This window comes from Streptomyces sp. AC558_RSS880, assembly GCF_019049255.1.
Lineage (GTDB): Bacteria > Actinomycetota > Actinomycetes > Streptomycetales > Streptomycetaceae > Streptomyces.
On the sequence record NZ_JAGMUJ010000040.1, the window covers coordinates 172,350 to 196,590 of the forward strand.

At 68.3% G+C, this 24,241-nt stretch carries 16 protein-coding genes; 3 read left to right on the forward strand and 13 right to left on the reverse strand.

From position 1 onward, the window contains the following. Nucleotides 1–5: 5 nt before the first annotated feature. The 5 genes from KUM38_RS17635 to KUM38_RS17655 form a co-directional block, all read right to left on the reverse strand. Complete coding sequence (locus tag KUM38_RS17635; protein ID WP_217130328.1) at nt 6–4,922, reverse strand: Eco57I restriction-modification methylase domain-containing protein; 4,917 nt, start codon at nt 4,920–4,922, stop codon at nt 6–8. A 4-nt stretch (nt 4,923–4,926) separates the two neighbouring features. Then, nucleotides 4,927–7,908: a DEAD/DEAH box helicase gene (locus KUM38_RS17640; RefSeq protein WP_217130329.1), complete on the reverse strand. Its 2,982-nt coding sequence runs from the start codon at nt 7,906–7,908 to the stop codon at nt 4,927–4,929. A gap of 95 nt (nt 7,909–8,003) precedes the next feature. Then, nucleotides 8,004–9,095 (reverse strand): serine/threonine-protein kinase, encoded by a 1,092-nt coding sequence (locus tag KUM38_RS17645; protein ID WP_254397317.1) that lies wholly within the window; start codon nt 9,093–9,095, stop codon nt 8,004–8,006. Nucleotides 9,096–9,236: 141 nt separating this feature from the next. After that, a complete protein-coding gene (locus KUM38_RS17650) occupies nt 9,237–9,455 on the reverse strand; it encodes a DUF397 domain-containing protein (protein ID WP_308408986.1) in 219 nt (72 codons plus the stop codon). Beyond that, nucleotides 9,452–10,264, reverse strand: coding sequence for a helix-turn-helix transcriptional regulator (locus tag KUM38_RS17655; protein ID WP_217130331.1), 813 nt, complete (start codon nt 10,262–10,264; stop codon nt 9,452–9,454). Before KUM38_RS17655 ends, KUM38_RS17650 begins: the two co-directional genes overlap by 4 nt. A gap of 246 nt (nt 10,265–10,510) precedes the next feature. On the opposite strand from KUM38_RS17655, the gene KUM38_RS17660 reads away from it, so the two are divergent. After that, nucleotides 10,511–11,026 carry an ATP-binding protein gene (locus KUM38_RS17660; RefSeq protein WP_254397318.1) on the forward strand — a complete coding sequence of 172 codons (516 nt, stop codon included), beginning with the start codon at nt 10,511–10,513 and terminating at the stop codon, nt 11,024–11,026. Here the strand turns inward: KUM38_RS17660 and KUM38_RS43300 are convergent. The 6 genes from KUM38_RS43300 to KUM38_RS17690 all read right to left on the reverse strand — a co-directional run bounded on the left by KUM38_RS43300 (nt 10,986) and on the right by KUM38_RS17690 (nt 21,354). After that, on the reverse strand, nt 10,986–13,484 hold the full coding sequence (locus tag KUM38_RS43300) for an Hsp70 family protein (RefSeq protein WP_217130332.1): 2,499 nt from the start codon (nt 13,482–13,484) through the stop codon (nt 10,986–10,988). The two genes, KUM38_RS17660 and KUM38_RS43300, sit on opposite strands and share 41 nt — an antisense overlap. Nucleotides 13,485–13,538: 54 nt before the next feature. Then, nucleotides 13,539–14,144, reverse strand: coding sequence for a nucleotide exchange factor GrpE (grpE, locus tag KUM38_RS17670; protein ID WP_217130333.1), 606 nt, complete (start codon nt 14,142–14,144; stop codon nt 13,539–13,541). 50 nt (nt 14,145–14,194) lie between these two features. Continuing rightward, a complete protein-coding gene (locus KUM38_RS17675; protein ID WP_217130334.1) occupies nt 14,195–14,506 on the reverse strand; it encodes a J domain-containing protein in 312 nt (103 codons plus the stop codon). Nucleotides 14,507–14,530: 24 nt separating this feature from the next. Further along, entirely contained in the window at nt 14,531–17,056 is a 2,526-nt protein-coding gene (locus tag KUM38_RS17680; protein WP_217130335.1) for a hypothetical protein, read from the reverse strand. A 93-nt stretch (nt 17,057–17,149) separates the two neighbouring features. Continuing rightward, the gene (locus tag KUM38_RS17685; RefSeq protein WP_217130336.1) at nt 17,150–19,816 is read right to left on the reverse strand and encodes a hypothetical protein; all 2,667 of its coding nucleotides are present in this window, start codon (nt 19,814–19,816) and stop codon (nt 17,150–17,152) included. After that, nucleotides 19,813–21,354, reverse strand: coding sequence for a hypothetical protein (locus KUM38_RS17690; RefSeq protein WP_308408987.1), 1,542 nt, complete (start codon nt 21,352–21,354; stop codon nt 19,813–19,815). The genes KUM38_RS17685 and KUM38_RS17690 overlap by 4 nt, the downstream gene beginning before the upstream one ends. Before the next feature lie 215 nt (nt 21,355–21,569). On the opposite strand from KUM38_RS17690, the gene KUM38_RS17695 reads away from it, so the two are divergent. Then, on the forward strand, nt 21,570–21,944 hold the full coding sequence (locus KUM38_RS17695) for a YchJ family protein (RefSeq protein WP_217130337.1): 375 nt from the start codon (nt 21,570–21,572) through the stop codon (nt 21,942–21,944). Between the two features lie 19 nt (nt 21,945–21,963). Here the strand turns inward: KUM38_RS17695 and KUM38_RS17700 are convergent, their stop codons facing one another. Together KUM38_RS17700 and KUM38_RS17705 are read right to left on the reverse strand one after the other, a co-directional pair. Then, nucleotides 21,964–22,785, reverse strand: a complete 822-nt coding sequence (locus tag KUM38_RS17700; RefSeq protein WP_217130338.1) for a DUF1963 domain-containing protein — start codon at nt 22,783–22,785, stop codon at nt 21,964–21,966. Between the two features lie 39 nt (nt 22,786–22,824). Beyond that, nucleotides 22,825–23,526: a FadR/GntR family transcriptional regulator gene (locus tag KUM38_RS17705; RefSeq protein ID WP_217130339.1), complete on the reverse strand. Its 702-nt coding sequence runs from the start codon at nt 23,524–23,526 to the stop codon at nt 22,825–22,827. Nucleotides 23,527–23,663: 137 nt separating this feature from the next. Here KUM38_RS17705 and KUM38_RS17710 point away from each other — a divergent pair, with 137 nt between their 5' ends. Next, nucleotides 23,664–24,182: a gluconokinase gene (locus KUM38_RS17710; protein WP_217130340.1), complete on the forward strand. Its 519-nt coding sequence runs from the start codon at nt 23,664–23,666 to the stop codon at nt 24,180–24,182. The last annotated feature ends 59 nt before the right edge of the window (nt 24,183–24,241 follow it).

The window sequence follows — 24,241 nt, forward strand, 5'->3', positions numbered from 1 at the left end:
GGCGACTACTTGCCTTCCGGGGCGGGGGCGGGCGCGGGCGTGGTGAGGGGGTGCTCGGCGAGGTAGGCGGCGTAGTCGCCGTACTCGCCGGCGTGGAGGCGGGCGGTGAAGTCCGCGTGGGCGCGGGTCATCTCTGCCTCGCGGTTGGGCTTCACCCAGCCTTCGGGGATGGCGGGGGTGGGGTCGCCGGCTCGGGCGGCTTTGGCCCAGGCCTTGACGAAGGCGGTCTCTTCGGGGGTCTGACGGATGCCCACGTTGTGCGTCGCCGCGCCGATCTTGTGACCGTCGGGGGCGAAGAACATCTCCCACTCGTACTTACGGAGCACGGCGAACTGGGAGCGGTACATCGCGCAGAGCTGCTCGGCGGTGAGGCCGAGCATGATGGCTACGAGGGCGTCAATCTCGACCAGAGCCATGCGGCGGTCGTACTCGGTGCGGAGGGGGGTTGCCATGGACCAAGTGGGCTCGACTGCCTGAATCGGGGGCCGGGAGGAGCCAGGGTCAGTCCAACGGTCGGTACGCCAAGCGGGATCGAATAGTTCGTTCCAAAGCAGGTCGTAGTCGCGGGTGAGGCAGTTGAGGCGGAGAGTACGAAGGAGAAGAGGAACGACCAAAGGGTGAGCCAATGGGGCAGGAAACTTCGTAACCAACTCCATTTGAATGTCAGCTTTACCGGACACCTTCACCAAATAATCAAGCGGGAGACTTGCCCACATTCCCCCCACGATTGCAGTACCACTATTCTCCTGCAAAGCCAAGGTATGAACAGTGTGAACATGCGTCGGACCCGGCGGAATGAGTGCGGCATGGAAACCCCTCTCCAGCTCCGAAGAAGTCATGCGACGCCACGCAATCCGATAGAATTCAGTGAATTTCTTACCTCCCCACTTCGCTTGAGCACCGCTGAACTCCCAGCCTGCACAGGCGCGCACATAGTTAGTTCTCGGAAGGGCACTTTCCGACAGATCTTCCAGCGAGTGCGGCGAATAATCTTTGTTTGACTTACATTCTGGATTTGGTTGCTTATTGAAGGGGTTGCCGACACTAATGTGAGGCCCTTGGAGGACAACCTCACCCCAAGACGATGGAGTGCTAGTCTGCCATCGAATTAGACCATCCCTTTTGGACGTTTTCTCATTCAGAGCGGATGTCCACCAAGTTCCCACTGCAGCAATCCTGTCCGGGAAACGAGACAACGCGCGCAGGGCTTCGTTATCACTGACGCTGAGCGGCCTCGGCATACGAGCTTGCACAGATGGCGTCCCGAGGCCGTCAAGGAGTGCCGCCCAGTCTGTCAGCACAAGCGGGTCGACCGAAATGACCCGACCGGCATGTGGACGCACATCCCAACCACCGTCCTCAAACTGGAGGCCTGGCATTTCACCGAGGCCAGAATCAATGAGAGACCGCTCAGCAGTATCGGGATGGAAAATTGAACTCATACTGACAAAGCGAGGCACGCCAGGGGAGCCATAAATATGGATACCATATTCGAATGTATTATGCACTTCCTCGAACAGGCGAAGTTCATTTCTAAACTGAAAATGCCTTCTCAGGCGACTGTAAGTTGCTTGACGCAGCACCCCCGCCTTGGGGTCCGTGAAGTGTGACTCGGGGTGCAGCAACCCTACGACCCCATTCCCCCTAGCGCTCCGCCAGGATCGCTCCATGAAATTCATGTAAAGGTTCGTTCGCAGTTTACCCAGCGCCGGATGCTCTGTCGCGGAACCCAAGTATTCTGTCAGGCCAGCCCATGCGCTTAGGTCGGCGAGATATCCGTTCATTGCATCCGGATTGGCTAGCACCAACTGCCGCCTTTGTGTCCTATCCTTTTCCGGATTCTTCTCGTTCAGACCGAACCACGGATCGAACTCTGCAAGCGCAGTGTGGTCTTCCCAGTCCAAGCGGACCCAGGGAGGGTTACCAACCTGCAGGTCAAACCCACCATCTTCAAAAACGTGGGCAAACTCCAACTCCCAGTGGAAGAACCCTTCTCTCCTAGAGATTGCGTCAATCTCAGCCAGCCACGGAAACCGCAACATCACCGATGGCAAGTCCATGCACTGGCTCATGACGCGGTCAAACTCGTCGTCTATAGCCAGCTTTTCGAACTCGCCAGTGTCGGCGAACAGACCGAACTCGTCGTCTAGTCCAGCCGCTCCGCCGCCGATTCGACTGGCTGGCCTTGCCTTCGCCTTGGCGGCCGGAACACCCAGTACTGCCTCGCAGAAGGACAGCCACTCCTCCGTGGTGGGCGGCGTCGGTGTGTCGGGCTGGCCGACCGGCCAGAACCACAGGGCGCACCAGGCGTCCATGACCAGCTTCAATCGGCCCCGCGGCGAGCCCGGCTCATTCAGCGCGCTCTCGATCTGCTCTCGGGTCACGTCTCCCGAAGCCTTGGGCAGCGGCTTGTCGGGGTCGACCTCCCAGACATTGATCTGGCGCCGCACTTCCCGCTCACTCACGATCAGGCGGCGCTTCGTCAGCTCCCACAGGCGTTCGACTCGCGTCGCCAGTGCCAGCAGCCGCTTCCCCTGGGCCACCGACGGCGTCGCCGTGACCGCCGTACGCCACTTCGCCAGGGCGTCGCGCTCGTCCTTGACCAGCTCCTTCGCCTGCTTGGCGTCGGCGACCGCGCCCCAGCCCTTGGCCGGCAACAGGAAGTGGTGGATTTCCTCGCCCGCCCGGAACTGGCTCTCCTCGGCCCCTGCCCTCAGCGGACGGTCCGTCGGGACAGTCGTCAGCCAGGCCTTCTTCTTCAATGCCTCCGCCGCGTACACCGCCCGCCGGGCACCGATCAGCGAGTTGCCGCGCCGCAGGTGCAGGCCGAACCAGGGGGCCTTCAGACCCTCGTGCATCGAGTTCAGCCAGAGCGAGACCTCCGCCAGCTCCACGGCCGTCTGGTTGAGGTCGACGCCGTAGCAGTTGTGCAGCGCCAGGTACGCCTTGACCTTCTGGAGTTCTGCCTCGTAGCGGTCCGGCGGCAGTTGCTCGCCACCGAGTTCGGCCATCCTCCGACGCAGGTACTCCGCCGCGAGCTGGTTGATGGCCTCGTTGAGGAACGCGCCCGAGCCCAGGGCGGGCTCGCACACCGTGAGGTCGAGGATGTCCCGCGCGGGTGTCGTCTTCCCGTCCTGGTCCAGCAGCTCGGCCAGTGCGTGCTTGACCGTGCTCCGGGTCAGGACCTCCGGCGTGTAGTACGACGCCGAGCGCTGCCGCTCACGCCCGGACAGACGGTAAACGAAGGTGCCCTTCTTATGCTCGATGCGCTTGGGCGCACCCGTGAGCTCGTGCGGTCGCTTGGGGAAAAATTTCTCTTCATAGTCATCAGCGTCCTCGAACGGCACCATCCAAGTGCCGCTCAGTCCATCCGACTCTGGCTTGGAGACCTCGTACAGGTCGTCCCACGCGAAGAAGCCGGTGTAGGACATCAAGCCCTCGTATACCGCGCCCAGCTGGTTGATGCCGAGCTGCGCATACGAGATGAAGCCCTTGCCGGTGCCGCCGCCGGCCTTGCCGCGTCCGCTGCGGCGGCCCTGGGTGAGCATCAGCAGGTTGAGGACGCGCCACAGCACCTTGTTGCGCAGTCGCGTGTCGATCCGCTGTCCGTCGATCGACACCGTGCCGATCAACGGAGTCGCGTCGGCCTTGAACAGGTCGCTACGCAGCGCTTCGAAGCGCAGACCGTCCGCGTCGAGGACGGTGACGTTGTCGTCGGAGGGCTTCTTCTCCGTGCCCAGCGGGCGGTGGCCCTGGTCGACCAGGCGGAACAGTAGGTCCAGGGATTCGGCGAAGTGCGTGCCGTCCTGGGCCTCCTCCGGAAGGTCGTAGGAGACCAGTTCGCCGAGCCGTGCCAGGCCGTAGCCGTCCTGGTAAGCCTCGTCCTTGCTGGGCAGGATGCCGAGGTCGGGGCGGGCCTCCGCGTAGAGCAGGAACAGGATCCGGTAGAGGTAACGCAACGACTCACGGGTGAGGCGGCTCGCGAGGTCGGAGGGGTCGCCCAGTTCCGCCGGGTCCGCGCCGCCCTCCTTGATGCGGTTCAGGATCTCCTGGGCGATGAGCTCGACGGACTGGCGCAGGCCTTCGCGCAGTTCCTTCGACACGCCGACCGCGTGCTTGCGGCCCTTGTCGACCAGGTTGTCCAGGTAGCCGGCGACGCCGCCCTCGGTGAGCAGCGACTCGGCGCCGAAGAGCGCGGCCACCACTTCCAGTTCCTCACCGTCCGCGCTGAGGTTGCGGTCCAGGGCCTCGTCCACGCTCACCGCGAGGAACCTGCCCTCCTGCCACGCCGTGCGGTCGGCGAGCAGCACCGCGCCGCCCGCGAGCAGCAAAACGTAACGCGGGGCGTAGCCGTCGTCGCAGCCGAAGAGGAAAGTAACGGCCTTCTCCGCGCTGGTGATGAAGTCCTTACCGTCGAGCTGGATCGGGTCGAGCAGCCGGGCGCCGCCGTTCTCCACGTCAGCGACGACGAGCTCGCCGTCCACCTCCCATGTGACGTCCAGGGCGACGAGTTCCACGCCCCCGGGGCCCGTGACGGCCAGCGCCACCGGCACCGACCGCTCCTTGTCGCCTTGCATGACGTCGAAGTCGCCCCGGTGCAGCCGGGTGTGGGTGGAACCCTTGGGTTCCGACGTCTCCTCGGCGTCCTCACTCTTCGGCGCGATGTACGCCAGCGCCGCCAGCAGGCGGTCGTTGAGGTCCCGCACCTCGTGGCCGTCGACGGCGTCGTTCTCGGTGATGCGGACCTTGGCCTTGAAGTACTCGCGGCGCAGGTTCTTCACGCCCGAGCGGGACGACGGCGCGCCGGCCCGGTCCGCCGAGGTCCAGCGCTTGCGCAGGTCGGTGAGGTCGCGGGCGAACAGCTCGGCCAGGTAGTGGGCGGAGATGTACTCACCGCGGTTGGTGATCGCTTCGAATGCCACGGTGTCACGCGCCCTTCTGCTGCTGAACTGCTGCGCCGCCGGAGGCGGCGGCCGGTGCGAGGACCCCGATCACCCGCACCATGGATTCGCCCTGGGTGGCCAGCTGCTCGATGAGCTGCTCGACCTCCACCGCGGTCTTCTGCACGCGGTTCTCCTCGTGCTGCCGCCGGATGCCGGTGAAGCTGAGCTGTTCGAAGGCCGAGAAGCTCTCCCTCTTCCAGGCTTCCAGTCGCTTCTCGTACTCCACGAGCTGTTCGATCAGCGGGGTCTCCTGCTCCGCGCGCAACTCCGCCAGGTGCTCACGGGTCGCCCGTACCGCCGCCGGAACCAGCGCCTGCAAGGCGTCCTTGTCCCCGGTGAAGGGACGGTTGAGCATTCCCGGCTCGACCCCGGCCCGCCGGAGCACGCCCACCAGGTCGTCGTCGAACTTCGGCGTGCCGTTCTCCAGGCCCGTCACGCAGGTCCAGGCCAGCACCGTCGGGTGGCCCTTGGCGTTGGAGTACATGCCCTGGGTGAGGAACACCGGCTCGCTGACGTCCGCGGTGATGAGGGGTGCCGTATTGCGGGTGAGTTTGACGAGGACCTTGTCCGTCAGCCACTCCACCACCGGGTGCTGGTCCGTGAGGTAGCTGACGTCGGGCCAGCCGGACGTCTCGGCGCGCTCCTGCTTGGTGAGCGCACCCTTGCGGCGGTTGCTGCTGCGTTCGCGGGCGCGGTCCAGGCGGTCCTGGCCGAACTCCTTGTCGAAGGTGACCCGGAGCTGCTCCAGGACGCCCCGCTCGTCGAGGTACGACTTGGGCAGGACCAGCAGGCGGCGCTGGAGCTCCCGGTCCGGGGTGAAGACCATCATCTTGGGGTGGTCGTCGCTCCAGTGCTTGCCGATGCGCTGCTCCGGGTTCTCGTAGACCTCGTCCAGGGCCTCCTCGACAAAGGCGCGGGTCGACGCGAAGAGCTGCGGCACCTGGTATCCCGTGGAGTCGCTCTCGGGGGTGTGGTCGGCCAGGAATGCCTCGAAGGGGTCCAGCGGGACCGGCGGGACGACCGTGTCGAAGGGTTCGTCCCCGGCCAGGAGGCGTTCGACGATCTCGACCCGCTCGGCATCCTCGTCGCGCAGGCCGAGGATCGAGGCGGCCTCACCGAATGCGCGGTGGACCTCGTCCTCGCGCTCCAGCAGGCGCTGCGAGACGGCTCGGTCGGCCGAGGGGCGGTCGGGGTCCTCGTCGTCGGTGAGGAGCAGCAGGGCGCGGATCTCCGGGGAGTACTGCTGTCCGTAGCGGTCGATGCGGCCGTTGCGCTGCTCGATGGTGATCAGCGACCACGGGAGGTCGTAGTGGATCATCTGGTGGCACTGGCGGTGCAGGTTGACGCCCTCGGCGGCGATGTCGCCGGTGAGCAGCACCCGTACGTCACTGTCGGCGAGGCCGAAGTCCTTGACGGTGCGCTGCTGCTCGTCGTCGGAGAGGCCGCCGTGGAGCTGGCGGACGGCGCCGCCGGTCTTGCCCTTGCCCGGGGTGAATCCGAGGGCCGAGGGCAGGGTGTCCTGCAGTATCTGGAGCGTGGCGCGGCGCTCAGAGAAGATCACGACCCGCTTGTCGGACTTGGGGCCGACCTTGATCTCCTCCTTGAGGACCCTCACCAGCTCCCGGAACTTGGCGGACCCCTCGATGTCGATGGCCTCGGCGAGCGTGCCGAGGCTGACCAGGGCGTCGCGCTCGGCCTGGCGCTCCTGTGCCTCCTTGCTCTCGTCGATGCGGTTGATCCGGTTGGTGACCGTTTCGACGAGCGCCGAGTGGGAGGAGAGGAAGGACTTCAGCAGGGTGTAGGGGAAGAGCCGCGCGCCCTTGCCGGTGACGGGTGCCGGGCGGCCGTCCTTCGGGTGGATCCAGACGTCGTACAGCTCGTCGAAGACCCGCTGCTCGGCCGGGGTCGCCGTGCAGTCGAGGGCGATCGGCTCCTTGCGGGTGGCCCACTTGTGGCCGATCTCGGCGGAGACGTCGGGGGACATCTTGTGCCGCCGGATGTAGAGGTGATCGAGCTGCGTCTCGTCGTAGTCGCTGGTGTTGGGGATGGCCGTCGGGTCGAGCAGGCTCAGCAGTTCGCCGAAGGACTCCCGCTGGCCGTTGTGCGGGGTGGCGCTGGCCAGGATCAGGGCGTCGGTCTTCGGCGCGAGGAGCTGGGCGAGGCGGTTGTTCTTCGTGCCGGTGTTGATCAGCTTGTGCGACTCGTCGATGACGACGGCGTCCCAGGTGACCTGCATGAGGTGGCTGCGCCAGCGGTCGGACCGCAGGGTGTCGATCGAGATGATCGCCCGCTTGTAGTAGGAGAAGGGGTTGCGGCCGGCCGGAATGTCGTTCTTGATCCGCTCGATGCCGGCCGAGTCGAGCCGTACGACCGGGATCGCGAAGCGGGTCCACAGCTCGTGCTGGAACTGCTCCAGGATGTGCTTGGGCGTGACCACGAGAATGCGTTCGCCCCGCCCGCGCCGGATCAGCTCGGACAGCAGCAGGCCGACCTCAAGGGTTTTTCCGAGGCCCACCGCGTCCGCGATCAGCAGCCGGGGGCGCAGGGCGCGCAGGGCGGCCTTCGCGGGCTCGCGCTGGTAGGCGAGGTCGTCGACGAGGTGGGTGCCGACGGTGGCGAGGCGCTGCTCGGACAGGGGCAGCGGGGTCTTGCGGATCAGCGCGTCGATGAACAGGCGCGAGCGTCGGCACTCCTGCGAGGGGTCGGGCTCAAGCACGGTGTCCTCGGGGCGCAGGGGGGTCACCTGGTCGAGGTCGTCGTGGGCGAAGAAGACCGCCCGCTGGTCGCGGACCAGGGCCGAGATGCCGCGCACGTCCAGGCGGGTGCCGTCGTGCTCGGTCTCGGCGACCTCCACGACCAGCCAGTCCTCGTTGCGGGCCCGGACCTGCATGCCGGGGGCGAACCGGGTACCGCCGGATGTGTCGCCCGGAGCGTTGCCCGGGGCGTTGTCGGCAACGGTGGCCATCGGCGGGTCTCCTTCGACTGCTGTACTGCTTGCTGCTGCGTTGTTCGGGTGTGGTGGGTCCCACCACAGTGCAGGGAGGGCTTCCGAGCGAGGGCTCAGCCGCCGTAGTCGCCGCGACGGTCCTCGATACGGCTGCGCCACCGGGCCGCCCAGCGGTCCGGCGTGTCCTCCGGTTCCGGTTCGGCGACCGGTGTGGTCACCACCGGCCGTGGGTGCGGCACGGCATCGGGCTCCGCCTCCGGGACGTCGTCCGGTTCGATGTCCGGTACGGGCACCGGCTCCGGAGCCGGTGCCCGTACCGGCTCCGCCTGGTGCTGGAGGACGTCAGCGAGGAACGCCTCCGGCAGCGGCGGGTAGGCCTGTGCGTCCGCCGGCACCCCTGAGTCGAGCAGGCGGCCCATGGCCTCCTCCAGCACGCTCTGTGCCGTCGGCCGGTCCTCCACGTCGTAGGACAGGGTACGGGTGACCAGGTCGACTAAAGCGGTTGGGAGGCCGGTCAGGTCCGGCTCCAGGTCCAGCGTCCGCTGCACGGGCATCTGCGCGTAGAAGGGGGCATGGCCGGTCGCGGCGTGCACCAGCGTCGCGCCGAGGCTGTAGACGTCGGCCGCCTCGCTCGCCTTACGGGAGTCCTTGGCCTGCTCGGGCGCCATGTAGGCGAGGGTGCCGAGCGCCGCGCTCGCCGTCGTCAGGCCGGTGCCGCCGTTGACGTGGGAGATGCCGAAGTCGATGACCCGGACCCCGTCCGCCGCGACCAGGACGTTGGCGGGCTTGAGGTCGCGGTGCAGCAGCCGTACCGAGTGGATGTGCATCAGGGCGTCCGCCAGTCCCGCGGCCAGCCACCAGGCGCCGATCTCGCTGACCGCTCCGTGCTGGTCCAGCAGTTCCAGCAGCGACGGGGCGTGTATGTACTGGGTGGCGATCCACGGTGTGTCCGCGTTGGGGTCCGCAGCGACCAGGGCCGCCGTGTGGAAGCCGCCCACGCGCCGAATCGCCTCCAGCTCCAGGGCGAAGCGCCTGCGGAAGTACTCGTCCTCCGCGAGCTGCGGCCGGACGACCTTGACGGCCACGGGGCGGGTCGAGCGGTACCCGAGGTACACCACTCCCATCGCACCCTGACCCAGTCGGCCATCCAGCCGGAAGCCGCCGATCCGCTTGGGATCGCCCGCCCTGAGCGGCTGCAGCACCATTCCCCCCACCGTGTCCCGTCCTGAGCGGACAAGGACGAGATTATCAGCGGCTCGGTTCACCGTTCCTGCACATCCGGAGACTGATCCTTCTCTGCGGACACAGTGGTCACGGGGGACTGCAGGATGCTTCAGCGGACCGGGTCAGACCTCGCTACTGGGGCGCGCGGCGAAGCCGGTGAAGGCCGCCCATACGGCGGGAGTCACGGTGAGTACAGAACCAGTAACGATCTTCGAGTCACGGACGTGGACGGCTTGCTGCGAAGCGGCCACCTCTACGCACTCACCGCCCTCTTCACTGCTGTGGCTGCTCTTGATCCACTTCAGTCGAGGCACAGCGGACCCGAACTTGTCGACCTTCACGGCTCTCCCAGCAACTTCTCGACATAGGCAAGGGACTCCCGGGGTGTGAGCGCCTGCGCTCGGAGGATCCCGTACTTCACCTCAAGCCCCCGGACAAGGTGTCGCTCCGTGTGCACGTGGCTCACGTTCTGCACCTCAACGTACGCGATCCTGCGCTCTCCCTTGGTCTCGGTCAAGGTGAAGGGACCGGCCAGTCCTGCGTTCTCCTCTCGTTCCAGAGGCATGATCTGTACCTCGACTGTGGGCTTCTCCCCGATGAGAAGGACCTGCTCCAACTGGCCTCGCAGGATGCCTCGTCCGCCGATCGGCCTCCGCAGTACCGACTCGTCGATGACGAAACTCATCAGCGGTGCCGGGCGTTTGGTGAAGAGGCTCTGGCGAGCCAAACGAGCCGCCACACGCTGCTCGATGACTTCCTCGTCCATGGGCGGCCGCATCATCGTGAATACCGCACGCGCGTAGTCCTCCGTCTGCAACAGACCGGGGACCGCCTGGTTCGCGTACACGTGCAACTCGACCGCCTCGGCCTCCAACCGCGCCGCATCCCGGAAGAACGCCGGATACCGCGCCCGCGCGACCTCTTCCTTCATCGCCCGCAGGATGCCCCCGGCGTCCAGTACCTCGTCCGCCTTGTCGATCAGCTCCGGTTTGGGGATGCGTCGGCCGAGCTCGACCGACGTGATCTGGTCCTCGCCGTAACCGAGCCGGGACCCCAACTCCCTCCGCGTCAGCCCGGCCCGCTCCCGCAGGAGCTTCATCTGCCGCCCGAAGCACCGCAGGAAGCTCGCCCCGTCGTCCTGTTCCACCATGCCCGTCGCCTCCGGCACCTCATCACCCACGGTTCTGGTACGCGGCCGTACAGGCTGAGGCCGTGCACGCAGCGCGAGGCGTCACGCTACGAGCAGTGATGAAGGGCCGACCCTCGAACGCCCACAAGTTCCCTCGTACGAGAACTCACCTCTGTGCGTACGCGCTTGGCGGCCGGCTGTACAGCCCCAGCCAGTACAGGCGTTTCCGCTGGTCAGCGCCGCATTGCCTTCGGCAGGCTCGCCGTCATGGAAACCTCGGACACCACCACCGCACAGGCACCCGAAGTCCCGGCCGCCCTGCACGATTTCGCCATGCAGTTCACCTCCACCCCGCGCGGTGCCCGTCTCGCCCGGCGTCTCGTCTCACACCGACTCGACCAGTGGGGACACCCCTACGGCTCCCCCGTCAACGAGACCCTGACCCTGATCGCAGCCGAGCTCACCTCCAACGCCGTACGACACGGTCACGTCCCCGGCCGAGACTTCCACCTCCGGCTGACCGCAGCCCCGGACGCGCTCCGCGTCGAGGTGACGGACACCCGCACCGAGCAGGTGCCGCCCTCGTCCGTCCATGAGGCGCCCTGTGACGCGGAGTCGGGCCGGGGACTGCTTCTGGTGGCCCGACTGGCCACCCGCTGGGGCACCGACCCGCGGCCCGCCGCACCCGGCAAGACCGTCTGGGCGGAGCTTTCTCCGGCAGCCGCCTGCCCGGCCGCCCGGATCAGCGCGCCGGCTTCTCCGGACGTACGGTCTGGCGGGTAGGCGCACGGAACTCCGCCTGGTCCCGGCGCATTTCCCGGTAGAGGTCCGAGATGCGGGACTTGGCAGCGTCGGTGCGGGAGAAGTCGCCCTGCCGGACTGCCTCGGTCAGCCCTTCACCGGCCTGGCGAATGCGTTGCTGCAACGCCGGGTTCACGCCGTTCTGCGAAGCGAAGGCCAAGGCACTCATCACCTGGTACACGTCCTCCCCCAGGCGGCTTCGTATGGCCATCACCTCCAGGGCGATCTTGTGTCCCCGGTCGAAGTCTCCGGCCTTACGCGTCGTCTGCAGCTCGTTGCGGTGGTGCCGCATCGCCTCCAGGTCCTCCGGCGGCATCAGCTCCGCCACGTGATGCGGGTAGAGGAACGCGAGGGCGGATGCCCAGCGCACGGTCTTCTGCCGCTCCAGCAGGTTGTCCGCCTCTTCCAGGAGCGTGTCCAGGGACCGTCCGGGCGCCTCACCTCTGACGATCAGCTCCAGTGGACCCGCCGTCTCCTTCAGCACGGCGGATTCAGCCGGGGTGAGCTCGTGGCTCCACTCGGCGAGGAACGTCTGAAACCGCTGGTTGACGTCCTTCGCCCGCCTGCGGAACTCGGGAGTCAGCAGGTTGCGCCGGAAGACGGCAGGGACGAACTCCGCTCCGTCGAGCCGGGTCTCCAGGCGGATCGTGCGGTCCTTGTCGAGGTGTACGGCGAGGGTGAGGGGTTTCGTGCCCGTGATGCCCTCGGGCAGCGGGTACATTACGACGCCACACAGATCGTTGCGCTCCGCGGGCTGGAGGTCACCTTCGTACAGCGCGATCTCGAGCAGGTCACCCGCGTTGCCGGTGACGTGGAAATCGTGCCGGGCCGCCTGCTGTGTGGGGTAGGGGTCGCCGGCCGTGATCAAAGGAGTCAGCAGCCCGTCAGCGGTGTGGACGCCGATGGGCAGAGGAATCACCCCGGACGGGTCCGCGACAGGCAGCTCTTCCTTGCAGTACGAGCACGCGACAAGGCCCGGCAGGTTCACCAGCGCGCAGTTCGGGCACTTCAGGCCGCCACTGTCGTGCAGTCCGGCTCCGCACAGGTCGCATTCCAGGGCCTCCGGGGCGTTCACCTCTCCGCACTCGTCGCAGACTGCCGGGGACGGCGTCAGCCGTTCGGCCGTGAGCCCGGTGAGGTCGGACGCGCAGACGGGACACGCCTCCGTGTCCTCAGGAGCGGGTACGTGGCACGTCGGGCACTCCACCGTCGGGGCGCCCACCAGCGAGGTGGCGCATTCGGGGCACGCATCGGCCTCCAGCGTACAAGCCGCACGACATTCGGGACACTCAAGTTCCTCGACGAGCGCCGACTGAACAGCCGCACCCAGCGCGACGCATGTCATGGGGTCCACGTCCGTGCGCAGCTTCTCGCGGCCGAAGACGTCCGCCAGCCGCTCCCGCACCAGCGGGATGGCACTCGAGCCGCCCACCAGGAGAACCTGGTCCATGTCTTCCGGACGCAACAAGGCATCGGCCACGGTCTTCAGCGTCAGACGGACGGTCTCCTCAACCCTGTCGGAGATGAGGCCCTCGAACTCCTTGCGGTCCACGGTCTCCGAGAGGACCTCGCCGGAAGCGCCGAGCGTCGGGACGATCACCTCGGTCGAGGCCGCCGTCGACAGGTCGATCTTGGCACGCTCCGCGGCCTCGCGGATCCTCGCAGCGGCGCCCGGCAGCGGTTCGTATCCGGGGTTGCGTGCGTCGAGGAGTTCCTGAAGGCGATCGGCCAGGCTGCTGTCGAAGTCCGTACCGCCGAGCAGGTTGTTCCCACCCGCGCCGAGCTCGTCCATCACGCCTGGCATCAGGGTGAGGACGGAGACGTCGAAAGTGCCGCCGCCCAGGTCGTAGACGAGGACGGTTGCGGCATCCTCGTCCCGGGCACGTCCGAGACCGTGGGCGAGCGCCGCCGACGTGGGCTCCGACAGCACCCGGACGACGTGGAAGCCTGCCAGTCTGCCCGCTTCGCGAGTGGCGGCGATCTGCCGTTCGCCAAAGTAGGCCGGTGCCGTGATCACCGCGCGGCCGAACTCCGTTCCGAGACGGGCCTCGGCGTTCCGCTTGAGCCTCTGGAGGATAATCGCGGAGATGTGGACGGGGGTGTAGCGGTGTTCTCCCAACTGGATCAGAACGCCGCCGTCCGGCCCTTCGGTGATCTTCGGGCCGCCGTCTCCCATGCGGCGGAGGGCCTGCTGCACCTTCTCGTCCTTGAACTGGCGTCCCATGAGGCGCTTGACGGTGGTGATCACGCGCGTGGCATCCCTCGCCGCCCAGTTCAGCGCCTCCTGCCCGACGAGGAGCCCGTCGTCCGCGGTGAGACCCACGGCCGAGGAGGTCCCGCTGCCCTCCGGAGTGTCGGACACGACTTCCGGTTCGCCGTCCTTGAGCCAGGCCACGACCGAGTTGGTGGTGCCGAGGTCGATTCCAAGGGTTCTGCGCACTTCGGGGTTCCTGTTCTGCGAGTGGGCGGGGCAGGGCGGGGCGCGTGGGAGGGATCAGGAGCGGCGACGGCTGCGGCGTCTGTGCCTCGGCAGCCGGCGAGGCTGTCTGCGTGGGGTGGCCGGACCGGACCGCTTCGGCTCCCCCGTCGGCTCCTCGGGCGCTTCCGGGTCGGGTCCGGGGACAGCGACCACGACCTCGGCGGTCCGCAGCACCCGCTGCCCCAGATAGAAGCCCGCCACCCGCTCCTCCAGCACCGTGTCGGCGGGACACCTGGACGTGGGGCGCGTGTCCACGACCCGGGCAACGTCGGGCACGGCCTGCCGGTGAGTGAGGTCCATCGGCCGGACGTCGGCTTTCAGCAACCGGATACGCAACAGTCTGTGTGCCGCGGAGACCTGTTCGATCAGCCTCTCCATGGTCGCGGCCGTGCGGTTCGGGTCCTGACGGACCGACCACCGCACGGACTCCGCGAGCGCGTCGTCGACGTCGAGCAGGCCGGTGAGCAGGCGGTGCAGGGAAGCCTCCGACTCGGCTCTCTGCCGCGCCAGTTCGTCCTCGTCCCGGGCACGCCGCCGTTCCAGGGCTTCGCAGCGGGTGCGCAACTGCGCGATCAGGCGTTCCGTGTCGGAGTCGGGCCGGGCGGAGGACGGTGCGGTCAACGCATGCTCCAGAGGAAGTGAGAGGAGGGCTGCCGGGTGGCCTCGGGTCTTCAGTCGGGCCGTACGCCCAGGCTCGCAGGGTCGGGAGACAAGGGAGAGACCTCCGCCATACGCCGACGTGCCTCGGCCAGCAGGGCGGCGCCGCCCTCATCGGGCGACAGTCGGACGGGCAGCGGCGTCAGAAGGTCCGCCTCGTGGCGTCCGGCGGGACGCCTGAGGGCTTTGTTTGCCCGGGAGATACGGTCGCGCAGATCACGATCGCCCTGGGCCGACCTCATCGCCCGCCGGTAGGCGGCATGGATGTCGGCATCGGAGGCGCCGACATCCAGCCCCAGCACGTCGTAGGGGGAATCAGTGAACATGCTTCCCGGCACCCCGTCTTCCTGTCACCACAACTGGTCATCCTTATAGAGCCCGAAAAGGGGCAGTTGGCGGGCCGTGTTCCGCCCGCGTCCGGCTCGGCGGTCGGAACGCGCATCTGTACGAGCGCCCTTGGTCGGCCGTCGGCAGGTACGGGCTTCGACGACCGCTGCGTCGAGTCGGCTCCGGTCTTCGACATCGGACGGGCATCGACGGGCGAGGGCGATGACCTCGTCATAGCGCCCCTCCTCGCACAGAATTTCCGCAAGGTCGGCCAGCAGCCATACCTGGACGTCGGAGAGGTCTGGAAGCACTGCGTAGCTGCGGACGACGCTGAGCATGGCGAGTGCTTCTCGCAGCTCCTCCTCGTCCGGCTCCTGGGGCGACGGAACCCTCTCGAAGAGTCCTTGGGCGATGTCGTACTCCGGACTCTCTTCGCCGAAGTGCCGGAACTCATCGTCCGAAGCGTCCGAGAGAAGTCGGGCTTCCTGCATCAGGCGCAGAGCTTCCGCACGGTCGCCTCGCACGGCAGTGACCAAGGAGCGTTCATACAGCACTGGTGCCAAGGCGCGGCGAGCAGGCCGGAAGTCCGCGTCGCGGTCGAGGACTGCGCGTAGTGCGGTGACAGCACTCGTCCGTCCGGATGCGGACCGATCCTTGAGGAGGTGTTCGGCTTTCCTGGTCTCAGCCGCGTTCAGCGCTGCGGCGGCCAACTCGTTAGAGGGGTCCAGCTCGTAGGCGCGAGCGACGCGGACGAGGGCCTCGTCGTGCTCGTTCCGCTGTGAGGCCTGCTCCCCCAGGTTCACGCACCCGACCGCCAGGTCCCGTTTCAGCTGTTCATGAAGCGGGGCCATGGCAAGGGCACGCTCCAGGAGGCCGACGTACGCCTGCCAGTCGACCTTGGCACGGTTCTTGTAGAGGGCGAATCCCGCGTGCACGCCCGCCCGGCCGATCTCTTCCTCGTGGCCGGTGAGGGAGACACCGTTGGCCGCCGCGTCCTCGAAGTCCCGTATCGCAGCCGACCAACGTCTGGCCTCCACGTGGGCACGCGCCCGGGCGAACAGCGCGGCGCCGAGGACTCGCCGAGGACCTTGAAGGGACTCGTCGTTCTCCTGAGCACCGTGTCGTGCGGCGCCTTCGGCTTCGAGGCCTGTGATGACGTCGTCGAACCTGCCGAACTCCAGCAGCGTCAGGTAACGCCCCTCAGGGGACAACAGGCCCTCGATGCGAGCGCCGGCCTCGTCACCCTCGCCGCTTGCATCCGACACCGCACTGTGGACATCCGCGACCAGCTCTTTCCACCGCCCGCCGACCGACGACAGAAGGTCGAGGAAGCCCGGACCGAAGGAGAAGTCGTATCCGCGGGCCGGGGGCGTCAGGGCGCCTTCCATGACCTGGGGCAGTCTCCGGGCAACGGCCAGTTCGACCTCCCAGGCCAGTTCCAGGCTGTCCGCCGTCGGCCGTCCCGCGGTTCTGTCGTCGTCCCGCAGGGCTTGGCGGATGCGCTCGGTGAGAGCGTCCGAAGCGGCCTTCCGCTCGTCGGCCGTCAACGGGCGCCCGGAGTGCTGCCCGAGTTCCCGCCAGTACGAGACGGAGTGCAGAACCATCGCCCAGCAGGCGATGGCCTGCCGCGCGGCCTCCTCGCGCACCCGGTCGTCCGCCTCGGCGTCACCGGCGAAGACCCGCAGAGCCGTGAGCGCCAAGGCGTGCACCGCGGCAGTGTCGACCGGCCTCGCCAGCCACTCCTCGTACCGGACCCGCCACGCCTCGAGGTGACGGCCCGCACGGCTCAGCCGGCGTGCCGCCCATGGACGCAGCCACTCGTGCGCCTCAGGCAACGGCGAGTCCGAGGCGCCGGACTCCGGGACACAGACCCGTTCCAGATCCGTGGGGTGAAGGGTCCTGGACGCGCGGTACAGCAGAAGGGCCGCACGCCGGTCGGGTGCGAAGGAATCGAGAACGTCGGCCTGCTCACCGGGGTTCGCGGCTTCCTCCGGAGCGAGGCAGGCCAGCAGCGCCTTCGCCGTGTCCCAGTTCGCCGTGCGGGCCCAGGACGCGAGCGTTTCCACAGCGGTCCCGACACGGTCGGCCAAGATTGCCGCCTGCACCAGGTTGTGCAACGCCACGTCGAGACACGGACCGCAGCGGGCCACACCGTCTTCGCGCTCCGCGCCGTGCTCGGGGCAGAACCAGCGGTCGCACTGACCGCACAGGTCGCCGGCAGAGCCCGTGCAGTCTTCGGCAAAGCAGAAGAGGGTCTGTTGGCACGCGTGGTCCTCAGGAAGCGAGAAGGCCAGCGCCCGCTCGTACCAGTCACAGCACTCGGTCCAATTCTGCGCGCGGGCCGCGAGCGCTCCCCGTAGGGCGGCGTGACGGGCATCAACCACCGCGTGGCCGACCACCGCTGCTCGTTCCAACCGCCGCAGATGGCTGACGGTTATCGCGAAACGACCTTGGACGTAGGCGATGACAGCCTGTTCGAGCAGGGCGGACGGGTCACCGACCGTCGCACCGTCGTCCTCGGCACCTCCCCATACGGTGTGCGACACCACCGTTCCCCTTCGGTCTGCCCACGGCACGGAAGCAGGCATCGGCCAACGCCCCCTCCGGCCGATCTTCCACATATGCCTGTGCAGCATAAAGTCTCAGACGGCGTCCTCGAACAGCCGTCGCATCAACTCCGGGTACGGCAGATCCACTCCGGCCAAAGTTGTCCTCAATGCTTCGGGCGGACCCGTCCTGAGCGGGGTCGGAGCACCGATGAGGCCGGGGACGGTGGAGAGGTCACCACCGCTGAACCGTGACTCCGGTGTGGCCGGGGAGCGCACCTCGTACGTGCGCCATACGCGAGCAGGAGGGTTCAGCAGAACCAGCCAGGGCTTCGCCCAGGCGGCGAACGCCCAGCGCCTCCTGCCGCGGGCTCGGACGAGCACCCCCTCGGTGTGGTACCGACCGAGTCGGTCGGCGGCTCTGGCCACGACCGGGATCGGGTTTCCGAAGGAACCCCTGATGTCCCAGATCCCGTCCTCGTACGTAACGGACCAGCCCGCCTTGGAGAGCTCCTCGACCACCTCGGCGTGCGGGTCGTCCTCCTCGGCCAGGGCCACGAGCCGTTCCACTTCGGTCCAGGGCGCGACGCGGGCGAGCGCTTGCTCCGGCGGCAGCATCAGGTCCTCGGCCTCGGCGGGGTCGGCACGCGCGATCATGTTCTTGTGGTTCTGCCACGCGCGGGCGGCCAGCACGTCGTGCTCACCGCCGCCGGTGAGGGTGGCGTCCTGGCTGAGCAGGGTCATCAGGACGGCCGCCACCGCGTCCACGCGTCGTCCGGTCTCGGGTGGAGCCTGCTGTTCCGCCGTCCCGTCGTCCGGTGCGCCCTGGAGGGCGAGAGCATCGAGGAGATCGCTCAGTCCCTCGCGCCAGCTGTGGTCGTCGTCGTCCCAGACCCCTGCGGCCATGAGCTGGACGTACAGACCGGCGACCATCAGCCGCGCCGGAAGCGCGTACGCGGGCTTTCCCTCAGGAGTGACGAGTACGTCGACCCAGCGCTGAATCCGACCGCGGCAGCCGGCCCGCAACTCAGCGGGGACGTGGGGTACGGAAGCCGCGCCGTCGACGAGCGGGTCCGCGTCCTCCGTTCCTTCGTCGTACACCTCGTCCTCCCCCGAGACCACAGCGGAGGTGACCGCCGACACGATCCATCGGGAGGACGGCGGCCGGGGAAAGTCGATCGGCCCGGTGCCGAACGCCAGACCGGTCAGGGAAGCCCCGATCATCCGTCGGCAGTCGGCGAGGTAGGCGTCCCAGCGGTCGACGTCGCTCGTGGTCACCGGGCGCGCCGCGCCCTCCGTCGCCGGACTCACCGGAGAGGCGGACCTGCCGGTGGTGAGTTCACGCAGACGCAGCAGGTCCGCCTCGAAGCGTCGCGCCGCACGTTCGTCGGTGAACAACGCCTGTGCCGTGTAGTCGTACCGCAGCCGAGGTCCGCTGTCGTGGGTATGGCGACGTGCGCACTGCACGGGGCTGTAGACGAAGACCACGGTCGATTCAACGCTGCTGCCATCCGGTCTGCGGCAGGTCGCGCGTACGGCCGCGCCAGGCACTTCGGGCGTCGAGAAGGAGGAGGCCGTCCTTCCGGCGGGGATGGAGCCGATGTCGGTCCAGGAGCCCGGTGACCCGTCCGGGGAGGTGCTGATCAGGACGGGGGCCGGCTCGCTGCGGGCCAGGAAGACGTGGAGGCCTTCGCTGTCCGTCTTGGCACCCAGTAGGACGAGCGCACGACCGCCGCCGGTGGTGAAAGGCCGGAGGGTGCGGCCCTTCAGACTGGTGAGCGTGGTGGTCGGTCCTTCTTCGGGGAGCAGGGGCAGGGTGTCGGCGGAGAGCACGGCGAGTTCGCAGTTGCCTCCTTCCTCAGTGCTCGTGCACAGAGCGGCGCGGGTGAGGTTGGGGCTTCCGGTGAGGGCGTGCCTGCGCTCGCCGATGCGCCACTCGACGAACTTGCCGTGCCGCATCCGCGTCTCTTCGAGGAGTCGAATCCCGGTGGAGCGGCCATCGAGCGCCCTCTTGATCGTCTCGGCGTCGTAGCTCGACCAGCGGGGCTGGAGACCGAGAGTGACCTGGCCCGGCATCAGGTGGTCGACGAGTGCTTGCAGGGCGTGGGCCTGCGGATCGATGAACGGGGCGTACGCCTGGACCTCGTCCACGGGCCCCGGTGTCAGCTGTTCCACCAGGCTCCGGTGGAGATTGTGCAGGAGCCGCGGGCCGGTTTCCGGCCCGGCGGGGGCGTTGACGTGTCTTTCGGTCAGAAGGGTCGCCACTTCTCCGAGGTGGCTCGCCGTCCAGGGGGCCATGTCCACGACGGCGGGCAGTTCCTCCAGCCATTCCGCGAGATCGGCGAGCAGGGCGTGGGAGGCGTCGTCCTCGGTCTCCACCACGGTCCACAGTTCGTCGTTGGCTCCCCAGCCGGACAGCGTCGGGTTTCCCGATCCCACGGCCAGTCGACAGGCGTGTTCGCCGATCAGCAGGACCACTTTGGGGTGGAAGGCACCCCGACAGCCGGCGAGCCCATGGAGGTAACTGCGGCCTGCCATGCGTACATCGACCGGGTTGTACAGCCCTTGGGCCGCATCACCGATCACCGCGGTGCGTGCGCCCAGGCCGCGTGCGACCGGGATCGCGACCCGTTCCAGGAACGGGAGGTCGACGGTGAATCCGAGGAGGAGCACTTCGTGCAGCGGTTGCTTGTCGCCGCGTTCGGTCCATTCATGCAGCAGAGTGGCCGGGGACGCGAAGCGGGTGTGCTGCGCCGCGCTCATCGTTCCGTCTCCAGGATCCTCCGGCCGGAGGCCGTGACGACGTGGCAGCCGTCCCGGACGTCGAAGAGACCGAGTTGCCGCCCGAAAGAACCCAGTTGGGGAATGCGCGTACCGATGTCGGAGTCTCCCTCGTCACCGGTCTTGAAGTAACGCTCGTTGCGCACGTGCAGCCGGGAGAAGATCTTCAGCCCGCCCGTCGCCGGATCGGGGCTCAGCTTGGCGAGCGCCACCCGGCGGGACTGGGCCAGCATGTCGTCCACCAGCCGGGCCGCCAGGTCGCGGGCCGGTCGGTCGGAGTAGTCGCGGATGAGGCCGTCGACCCATGTCGGATCGAGGAACTCCGCCGAACGTCGCTGCCGGCCCAGGAAGACGGCACGCACGTCATCGGGCAGGTGACCCTCCCTGGACCGCAGGGCGCCCACGAGCAGCAACCGGACGTTGACCATGGGGGCGTCACCGCCCTTCTCGAGAAGTTCCCGTTCGGCCGGCAGCAGCAGCCCGTCCGGACTCTTGAGCGGCGGCAGATCCTCCAGGAGCCCTCGCACACTCCCCTCCGGAGCCTGCTGCGCCAGCCAGTCGCGCAGTTCCTGTGCCGTCCGGTCGGCCTCGCCCTCCTTGGACCCGATGTCGGCCACGAGAGCGGCCCACAGCCTGCGCCAGGCGCCCACGGAGTAATGCCGCAGCAGCAACCCTCGCCAGCCCGCTGCCTCCGGAATGGCTGCCAGGACGGGATCGGCGGTCATGTCCTCACCGAAGGCGACGGCCGAGCGCAGTGTCTCCTCGTACCCCTCCCCCTCCCGGCCGTGCAGGTCGATCGCCCGGCCGAGAATGCGGAAGGTGGCTCTCCGGGTACGGTCGGACGCCTCCCAGTCCTGAGGCGTGTGGATTCCCCCTGCATCTGTGGCCGTCAGAACTTGCGTCAGCCAGTCCTGCTCGACCGAGGACGGGACACCGAGACCGGCCTGACCGGCCTGCTCCAGCTCGACGAAGGACACCACGTTCTGTTCCACGAGGGAGAGCAACGGGGTGAACAGTTCCCGCAGGGGCTCAGGGCAGGCGTGCCGACCGGGTCGAAGCGCTCCGTCCCGGACCTCCACGGTGCCGAGAACCGTGGCCGATCCTCCGTACTGGTCCCAGAAGCCCCACCGGCGGGGCGAGTACGACTGACTCAGATGTTCCTGGTCGGCCGCGCGGGCCAAGTCCAACTCCTGTACGCAGAAACGTCGTACCCGATCGATTCCATGAGGGAACCATGTCTCGTCGGCAGCCTCCGCGTCGTGCTGGAGCGCGGCCATCAGCACCTCGCAGCGACGGACCAGTCGGCGGCAGGCGGTCAGGTCCAGGGCCTTCCGCTCGGCATGCGCGGCGATCGCCGCGTACAACGAGTGGTAACGGATGTAGCGGGTCACCGTGGAGACACCCGGCACCAACCGGTCGATCGCCCGCATCACCGGGCCCTCCACAGCCAACGGATACCGCCCCGACCGCACTCCGAGCCCTTCCAGCGCCCATGCCGGCCCTTGAACATCCGTGGTCACTACGCCGTTTCCCTCTCAGCAGGCCTGATGAAGCAGCGCACCAGCCGTCACTCTGTGATCCACTCGTCAGACTAGGTGTCGGGTTTCATGCGTGAGGGCGGTTTCGCCGGACTCGTAGGGGATCACAGTGCGGCATGGGACAGCGGCCCGGCACGAACCGCTGATCCGCAGCTCCCGCATCCCGGCCTTGAGAACGATCGGACAGAATGGTCGCCATGACCACACGTTCCTGCCCCTGCGGGTTGCCCGAGGCGTACGAGACCTGCTGCGGCCGGTTCCACACCGGGGCCGCCGCCGCTCCCACCGCCGAGCGGCTGATGCGGTCGCGGTACTGCGCGTTCGTGCGGCGGGACGGTGCGTATCTGCTGCGGACCTGGCATCCGGGGACGCGGCCGGAGCGGGTCGACTTCGATCCCGGGATGCGGTGGACCGGACTGGAGATCCTGGACACGGCCGACGGGTCCGCCTTCCACTCCACCGGGACGGTGACCTTCCGGGCCTCCTACCGGGGCGGCTCACTGCACGAGCGCAGCCGGTTCGAGCGGGTCGGCGGGGCGTGGGTGTACGTCGACGGGGAGTTCCTGGAGTAGTCCGGTGCGGGTGTGGGGTTCACCCCGGTCCTTCGAAGAACCCCATGACCGTCACCTCGTCGAAACGCCGTTCCGCCGCGTTCTGCCTGGTGATCGTCCAGTAGACGTCACCGTCGATGTGTGCGAAGCCGTGCCACTGCACGAGGAGGGCCCAGGCCTCGGGGCGGGGAGGCTTCCCCGTCCTGTCGGCTTCCCTCCACGCGGCGTAGGTGACGAGGTCGGTCTCACCGTAGGGGTCGGTGGAGTATCCGTCGATCTGGAGGTACGAGGCGCCGCGGAGGTGCCGGTCCTCGTACCGCACGTCGTTCCAGGCGCCGCGCAGGGCCTGGGCGTGGGGGTGCTCGGCGGGGTCGAAGAGGGATTCGTTGTCCGGCAGGGAGACGTCGTACCGCAGCCGCAGTTCCCCCGCCGTGCGCAGGCCCGAGTCCAGGCCCTCCCACGCGTCGTCCGGCGCGTGGCCGGAATCCAGCGGGCGTTCCTCGACGGGCGTCCCGGCCGGGACGTACACCGCCTCGCCGCCCGCGTCCAGGCCCTCGTCGTAGGAACGGGCGAAGAGCAGGAGCGCGCCGTCGCGCGGCAGGGGCAGCGTCGTCGCGTCCGCGGGCAGCGCCGCGAGGTCCAGGGACGCGATCAGGTAGGTGCGCTTCGGGAGGTCGGGGAAGTCGGCGGGGAGCAGTGCCGGTCCGCCGAAGCGGCCCACGACCGGTCCGTCCCCGTGCGGGGCGAGGGTCGCGCACGGGCGGGCGGCGTCCAGCCACCTCTCCACCTCGCCGGACGGTACGCCGCGCGCGAGCGCCTTCTCACGGACGCGGTCCAGTTTCCGGAGTGTCTCGGGGTTCATGCGAGGAACCCAGCGCCGAGGTCTGACACCGTACGGCCGTCAGGGCGCCAGGATGTCCAGTTCCTGGAGGGCGCCCTCGGTGATCTCGCGGGTCAGCTTCTCCGCGCGGGCGGCGTCGCGTTCGCGGACCGCCTCCGCGAGCTGGACGTGCAGGGTGACGGCGGCCGGGTCGGGGTCCTCGAACATCACGTCGTGGTGGGTGCGGCCGGACAGCACCTCGGCGACCACGTCGCCGAGGCGGGCGAACATCTCGTTGCCGGAGGCGGTCAGGATCACGCGGTGGAACGCCACGTCGTGGAAGAGGTACCCCTCCAGCCGGTGACCGCTGGAGTTGGCGACCATGCCGAGCGCGCACTCGGTCAGTTCGGCGCACTGCTCGGGGGTGGCGTTGCGGGCGGCCAGGCCCGCCGCGACCGGCTCGATCGCCGAGCGCAGCACCGTGAGGGAGCGCAGCTGGCGAGGGCGGTCCGCGCCGGCCAGACGCCAGCGGATGACCTGGGGGTCGTACACGTTCCACTCGTGGGCCGGCAGGACCGTCACGCCCACGCGGCGCCGGGACTCGACCAGGTGCATGGACTCCAGGACGCGGACGACCTCGCGCATCACGGAACGCGACACGTCGAAACGCTGTGCGAGTTCGTCGGTGCGCAGGACGCTGCCGGGCGGGTACTCGCCGGCGGTGATCTCGGGGCCGAGGGTGTCCAGTACGCGGCCGTGCAGCCCCCGGCCCGTGGTGCTCATGCACTCAGAGTACGGGGCGGGTCACGGGAACAAAAAGTCAGACTTATATGTCACAGACTCTTGAATTCGTCGTACCTAATGGGCTTCAGTTGCGTCGACATCACGTGTCGACGAAGACATCAGACAGTGAGGCAGCGATGAACACCCCCCATGTCGTCGTGGTCATGGGCGTCGCGGGCACCGGCAAGACCACCATCGGTCCCCTGCTCGCGGCCCGGTTCGGCGTCCCGTACGCCGAGGGCGACGACTTCCACCCCCAGGCCAACATCGCCAAGATGACGGCCGGCACCCCGCTCACCGACGACGACCGGTGGCCCTGGCTGGACGCCATCGGCGACTGGGCCCACGGCCGGGCCGGTCTCGGCGGGGTGGTCAGCTGCTCCGCGCTGAAGCGGTCGTACCGCGACCGGCTGCGGGCCGCCGCGCCCGGCGTCGTCTTCGTGCACCTCACCGGTGACCGCGCGCTCATCGAGGACCGGATGTCGCACCGGCAGGGCCACTTCATGCCCACGGCACTGCTCGACTCCCAGTTCGCCACGCTCCAGCCGCTGGAGCCGGACGAGGCCGGAGTCGCCGTGGACGTGGCGGGCAGCCCCGAGGAGATCAGCGGACGGGCGGCCACCGCCCTGGACGCCCTCCCCGAGCCGACCCCGTAGGTCCCTGACCGGACCCCCAGTTCCCGGGGCGCCCCCACCTCCCCGGTTCCTCCCCACCC